5 protein-coding genes are annotated in these 6125 nt (G+C 71.5%); 4 read left to right on the top strand and 1 reads right to left on the bottom strand.

All coding sequences use genetic code 11. The features are described from left to right. Both K6I33_RS30185 and ilvD read left to right on the top strand, forming a co-directional pair. On the top strand, positions 1-628 hold a 628-nt coding region (locus K6I33_RS30185), incomplete at its 5' end, for a TetR family transcriptional regulator (protein WP_229357726.1). 94 nt (positions 629-722) lie between these two features. Beyond that, positions 723-2573 carry a dihydroxy-acid dehydratase gene (gene ilvD, locus K6I33_RS30180; protein WP_229357725.1) on the top strand — a complete coding sequence of 617 codons (1851 nt, stop codon included), beginning with the start codon at positions 723-725 and terminating at the stop codon, positions 2571-2573. Positions 2574-2598: 25 nt separating this feature from the next. On the opposite strand, the gene K6I33_RS30175 is transcribed toward ilvD, so the two are convergent. After that, positions 2599-4791 (bottom strand): PQQ-binding-like beta-propeller repeat protein, encoded by a 2193-nt coding sequence (locus K6I33_RS30175; protein ID WP_229357727.1) that lies wholly within the window; start codon positions 4789-4791, stop codon positions 2599-2601. 140 nt (positions 4792-4931) lie between these two features. On the opposite strand from K6I33_RS30175, the gene K6I33_RS30170 reads away from it, so the two are divergent. Both K6I33_RS30170 and K6I33_RS30165 read left to right on the top strand, forming a co-directional pair. Then, positions 4932-5183: an SH3 domain-containing protein gene (locus tag K6I33_RS30170; RefSeq protein WP_229357724.1), complete on the top strand. Its 252-nt coding sequence runs from the start codon at positions 4932-4934 to the stop codon at positions 5181-5183. A gap of 47 nt (positions 5184-5230) precedes the next feature. Beyond that, a complete protein-coding gene (locus tag K6I33_RS30165) occupies positions 5231-5767 on the top strand; it encodes a hypothetical protein (protein WP_229357723.1) in 537 nt (178 codons plus the stop codon). Positions 5768-6125 lie beyond the last annotated feature (358 nt).

The following is a 6125-nucleotide window of genomic DNA, read 5'->3' as shown; positions in this document are numbered from 1 at the left end:
CGTCCCGACACCGCCCTGTACCTGCCGCGGCCGCCCGGCCCGTACGGACGCGGGCGACGGCCCCGGCGCGCGCGAGCGCATCCTCACCGCCGCCCGCGCCGAATTCGCCGAGCGGGGCTACGACAAGGCGTCCATCCGCGGCATAGCCAAGGGCGCCGGGGTCGACCCCGCGCTCGTCCACCACTACTTCGGCCCGAAGGAACAGATCTTCGCCGCCGCCGTCGAGACGGCCTTCACACCCGCCCTCGACGCCCAGGCGGTCGTCGTCCAGGGCCCGCTGGACAGCGCGGGGGAGCGGCTGACCCGCTTCGTCCTCGGCCTGTGGGAGGACCCGGTCACGCGCGAGCCGCTGCTCGCGATCGTGCGGTCGGCCGTGGCCAACGAGGCCGCCGCCGCGGTCTTCCGGAACCTGGTGTACACCCGGCTGATGTCCCGCATCGCCGCCGAGCTGAAGCTCTCCGACGCCCGGCTGCGGTCCGAGCTGGCGGCGGCGCACCTGGTGGGCGTGATCATGCTGCGCCACGTCATCAAGATCGAACCGCTGGCGTCCACGGAGCTCGACCAGGTCGTGATGATGATCGCCCCGGCGGTCCAGCGCCATCTGACGGGCGACCCGGCCGCCACCTGAAAGACCCCAACGGCATCTCGCATCCCGGAAACCCTGTCCGCTTCGCGGACGAGCGGCGTAGGCTCGGACGTCCGAGACACAAGGAGTGAGCAGGATGCCCGAGCTGAGGTCCCGCACTGTCACCCACGGCCGCAACATGGCGGGCGCCCGAGCCCTTCTGCGGGCCGCGGGCGTAGCGCGCGAGGACTTCGGCAAGCCGATCATCGCGGTCGCGAACAGCTTCACGGAGTTCGTCCCCGGCCACACCCACCTCCAGCCGGTCGGCCGGATCGTCTCCGACGCGATCAAGGCGGCGGGCGGCATCCCGCGCGAGTTCAACACCATCGCCGTCGACGACGGCATCGCCATGGGCCACGCGGGCATGCTCTACTCGCTGCCCTCCCGCGACCTGATCGCCGACTCCGTCGAGTACATGGTCGAGGCCCACTGCGCCGACGCCCTGATCTGCATCTCCAACTGCGACAAGATCACCCCGGGCATGCTCATGGCCGCGCTGCGCCTGAACATCCCCGTCGTCTTCGTCTCCGGCGGCCCCATGGAGGCCGGCCAGGCCACGCTCGTCGACGGCACGGTCCGCAAGCTCGACCTGATCAACGCCATCGTCGACTCGGTCAATGAGAACGTCTCCGACGAGGACGTCCTGCGCATCGAGGAGAACGCCTGCCCGACCTGCGGCTCGTGTTCCGGCATGTTCACCGCCAACTCGATGAACTGCCTCACCGAGGCCATCGGCCTCTCCCTCCCGGGCAACGGCTCCGTGCTCGCCACCCACACCGCCCGCAAGGCGCTCTACGAGAACGCCGGCCGCACGGTCGTGGAGATCACCAAGCGCTACTACGAGCAGGACGACGAGTCCGTCCTGCCGCGCAACATCGCCACCCGCGCCGCCTTCGACAACGCCATGGCCCTCGACATCGCCATGGGCGGCTCCACCAACACGATCCTCCACCTCCTCGCCGCCGCCCAGGAGGCCGGGCTCGACTACGACCTCAAGGACATCGACGCCGTCTCGCGCCGCGTCCCCTGCCTGGCCAAGGTCGCCCCGAACGTCGCCCCCGGCGGCACGTACTACATGGAGGACGTCCACCGCGCCGGCGGCATCCCCGCCATCCTCGGCGAGCTCTACCGCGGCGGCCTCCTCGACGAGGACGTCCACTCCGTGCACTCGGCGACGCTCGCCGACTGGCTCAAGACCTGGGACGTGCGCGGCGGTTCCCCCTCCGCCGAGGCCGTCGAAATGTGGCACGCGGCCCCCGGCTGCGTCCGGTCCGCGACCGCCTTCTCGCAGTCGGAGCGCTGGGAGTCCCTCGACGTGGACGCGGCCGGCGGCTGCATCCGCTCCGTCGAGCACGCGTACTCCAAGGACGGCGGACTGGCCGTCCTCAAGGGCAACCTGGCCGTCGACGGCTGCGTGGTGAAGACCGCCGGCGTCGATGAGTCGATCTGGACGTTCGAGGGCCCGGCCGTCGTCTGCGAGTCGCAGGAGGAGGCCGTCGAGAAGATCCTCTCCAAGGGGGTCAAGGAGGGCGACGTCGTCGTCATCCGCTACGAGGGCCCGCGCGGCGGCCCCGGCATGCAGGAGATGCTCTACCCGACGTCCTTCCTCAAGGGCCGCGGCCTCGGCAAGGCCTGCGCCCTGGTGACGGACGGCCGCTTCTCCGGCGGTACGTCGGGCCTGTCGATCGGCCACGCCTCGCCCGAGGCCGCCTCGGGCGGCACGATCGCCCTCGTCCACGACGGCGACCGCATCCGCATCGACATCCCGTCCCGCTCGATCGAACTCCTGGTGCCGGAGGACGAGCTGACGGCCCGCCGCGAGGCCCTCGGCGGCACGTACGCGCCGAAGAACCGCGACCGCAAGGTCTCGGCGGCCCTCCGCGCCTACGCGGCGATGGCGACGAGCGCGGACAAGGGCGCGGTGCGGGACGTCAGCAAGCTGGGCTAGGCAGGAGAGGCAAGGGGTGGCGCCCTTACCGCCACCCCGCCGGATTCCGCTCACTCACCGCGAACACCGTCCCGTCCGGCGCCGCGCCGAATACCTTCCCGTCCGCCACCACCGGCTCCGGGAGCAACTCCAGAACCCCGCGCCCCGCCCGCGCCAGTCGCGGCGACGTCTGCCCGAGCAGCGTCCCCTGCCCGGCGTCCACGGCCAGCAGCCGCCCGTCGGCGGCGGAGAAGTACAGCCGGCGCCCGTCGTCGCCGGCGACCAGCGCCGACGCGTTGGCGACGGACGTCTCCATCCGCCACAGCTCACCCGCGGGCCGCCCGGGCAGCTCCGCCGTACCGACCGCCGTCAGCCCGCCGTCCGAGGACAGGACGTACACCACGTCCCCCTTGGCCATCACGCTCGACGCGTCCAGGGGCGTACGGAGCGGTATCCGCCGCTCCCGACCGATCCCCGGGGCGTAACGGACGACAGCGGAAACCTGCGTCCGCGCATTGGCCTCGCTGAGATAAACGCTGCCGTTCGGCCCGGCACCGACAGCGGTCAGCGCACCGTCCGCCGTCCACCGCCACAGCGTCGTACCGCGCACCGGGTCGATGCCGACGACCTGCGTGTGCCGCCCGTCGGGCGCGAGGGCGACGCCGACGGCGTCTCGCCCGTAGAAGGAGAAGACGGGCTTGATGCCGCCGGGCAGCGCATGCCGCCACCGCTCCCGGTTCGTCGCCCCGTCGACCGCCGTGATCACACCGTCCCCGGCGACCAGCAGCACCGTGTCACCCGCGTAGTAGACCCGCCCGTCGTACGCGGACACATCGCGCGTCCAGCGCGGCTCACCCGTGGCCGGGTCGAGCGCGGACAGCTCCCGCTTGTCCGGCGACAGCGCATGCACCAGCCCACCGGACACACGCGGCGCACGCGCCCCGCTCACACCGGGTCCGGGCCGGTCGCCGCCAGGAGCCGCCCGCCGCCACGCGACCTTCCCGGACGCGGCGTCCAGCCGGGCCGCGTGCACACCCCGCCCGGCGCAGTACAGGGCGCCGTCCGCGTACGTACAGAACCCGGCCCGCACCTCACCGTTCCCGGCGGGGTCCGCCAGCACGGACGTCTCCCACGGACGCCAGGACGAGCCCGCCGGAGTCGGCCGGCTGTGGTGCGCCGGCTGCTTGCCGAGGTCCTCCACCTCCTCCATCACCCAGGCACCGCCCGCTATCAGCGCGACGGCGGCCGCGGTGGCCGCGGCGACCCGGCGGAGCGCCGGGAGCCGACGGGACCGGGGGCGGGAATCGCCATCCGCGGAAGAGGAGGACGAAGGAGAGGGGTACGAAGGGGAGAGGGAACCGGCCGCCGGGATGGGGTTACGCCCGGGCACCGGTGACGTCGTCACCGGGCCGGGCTCCGGCGTCGGCAGCATGGCCATGATCGCGTCGGGCGTCGGCCGGTCCGCCGGCTCCTTCGCGAGACAGGCCCGGATCAGCGGTACGAGATCGTCCGGCACCCCCGTCAGATCGGGCTCGTCGTGCACGACCTGGTACGCGACGATGTACGGACTCTCCGACTCGAACGGCCCCCGCCCCGTCGCCGCGTGCACCAGCAACGACGCCAGCGCGAACACATCCGCCGCCGGCCCCACCTCACGCGGCCGCTGGAACTGCTCCGGAGCCATGAAGGGCGGCGTACCGATCAGCTTGCCCGTCTCGGTGCGCAGCTCGCTGTCGTAAGGCCGGGAGATCCCGAAGTCGATCACCTTCGGGCCGTCCCCGGCGAGCAGCACATTGCTGGGCTTGAGATCCCGGTGCACGACGCCGGCCCGGTGGATGTCGCGCAGCGCCTCCGCGAGCCCGGCCGCCAGCCGCCGCACCTCGTCGGGGCTCAGCGGACCGTTCCGCTTCACCTGCTCGGACAGCGTGGGCCCGGGGATGTAGAGGGTGGCCATCCACGGCCGTTCCCCATCGGGATCGGCGTCCACGACGGAGGCGGTGAAGGCGCCGCTCACCCGTCGCGCTGCCGCGACCTCCTGCCGGAACCGCGCCCTGAACTCGGGATCCACCGCGTATTCGGCGTGCACCACCTTGACGGCGATGCGTAGCCCCGACGGCGAGCGCGCCAGGTGCACCACACCCATGCCGCCCGAGCCGAGGCGCCCCTCCAGCCGGTACCGACCCGCGTACTGCGGATCGTCCGCTTCCGGACCGGTCCCCGTACTGCGCAGCGGCGGCATGCCCCACCCCCGTGTCACCCATGTGATTCGACCGCTTTCGGCGGCTTGCGGAGCCTAATCGATGGGGCAGGGGGTACCGGGGAGGCGGAGCCGTGCGTTGCTAGCCTGCGCATGTCATTCACCTCACGGGGGAGAGCACCATGGCCTACTACCCGATCGCTCCCGGCTACCAGGTCAATGTCCGCCGGGGTCCCAGCACCGACAGCGGACTCGTCAAGGTTCTCCCGCAGGGTTCCAGCGTCTCCATCCGCTGCCAGACGCGCGGCGAGACCGTCTCCGGCCCGTGCGGCACCACGGACGTCTGGGACTGCATCGCCCCGGGCCAGTACGTGTCCGACGCGTATGTGAAGACGGGCAGCAGCGGGTACGTGGCGGTGGCCTGCTCGGGCTGAGGACACGGCTCCGTCCTTTGCGCACGCGGCGTGGCGATAATCGACGTATGAGCGGTGAGCACGAGACGGCGACCGGACCCCAGCCCGAACCGATCCGGTTCTTCGGTACGACCTGGGTCGAGCACGACGGCGGCTACGCACTGCGCCGGGCCGGGGTCGCCGTGGGCTCCCTGGCAGCGACGGCGGCCGGCGCGTACGTCCTGCGCCTGGGATACGAGGGCCTGGCCATCGCCAAGGTGGGCGGCCTGATCAACGCGATGGTCGTCGTGGCCTTCGCCGTCTGCAGCGCCCTCGCCTTCCGTCGTACATGGGAGCGGTTCGTCCGCCGCCCGGAGGGCCCCGCGGACGCGGCGGCCGAACGCTCGATGCAGAGCCTGATGATGATCGGCTTCCTGGGCACCCTGCTCGCCTACTTCTTCCGGAGCCTCATGGAGGCCCCGGGCGAGAAGCTCCACCGGGCCGAGTACGACCAGGCCCGCGCCCGCCACGAGCGCCGCCGCACGACCCGCACGGGCAACCCGGCGGCGAGGGGGCCCAAGGGGGCTTCCAACGGGGCCTCCAAGGGGCGGCGCAAGCACCCCTGAACCTCGTGTAGAGTTCTCCGAGTTGCCACGGAGTCCGCGAGGACGACGGGGTGACGACCTCCACTACTTGCACGACTCCCTGACGGGAAGAATTTCGGCCTGCCGAAATTCGGATCGGGCGCCGATTAGGCGCCGCCGGGGAAATCCGCTAAAGTAGTGATCACGCCGGAGGCCGAAAGGCCAAAAGCGAGAAACCCCGCTCCAACAGGGGGCCGGAAACGGAATTCGAACCGGAAACGGAACGGAAAACGGATCTGGTAAGGTTGGAAACACCGAAGGGAAGCCCGGAGGAAAGCCCGAGAGGGTGAGTACAAAGGAAGCGTCCGTTCCTTGAGAACTCAACAGCGTGCCAAAAGTC

This window comes from Streptomyces sp. UNOB3_S3, from assembly GCF_020740895.1.
In the GTDB taxonomy this organism is placed as follows: Bacteria; Actinomycetota; Actinomycetes; order Streptomycetales; family Streptomycetaceae; genus Streptomyces.
The sequence above is the reverse complement of the archived record's forward strand: the minus strand, read 5'-3'. Positions and strand labels throughout refer to the sequence as shown.

Coding starts and splice junctions, on each gene's coding strand:
- ilvD (WP_229357725.1), top strand. CDS start 723: ATGCCCGAGCTGAGGTCCCGCACTGTCACCCACGGCCGCAACATGGCG.
- K6I33_RS30175 (WP_229357727.1), bottom strand. CDS start 4,791: ATGCCGCCGCTGCGCAGTACGGGGACCGGTCCGGAAGCGGACGATCCG.
- K6I33_RS30170 (WP_229357724.1), top strand. CDS start 4,932: ATGGCCTACTACCCGATCGCTCCCGGCTACCAGGTCAATGTCCGCCGG.
- K6I33_RS30165 (WP_229357723.1), top strand. CDS start 5,231: ATGAGCGGTGAGCACGAGACGGCGACCGGACCCCAGCCCGAACCGATC.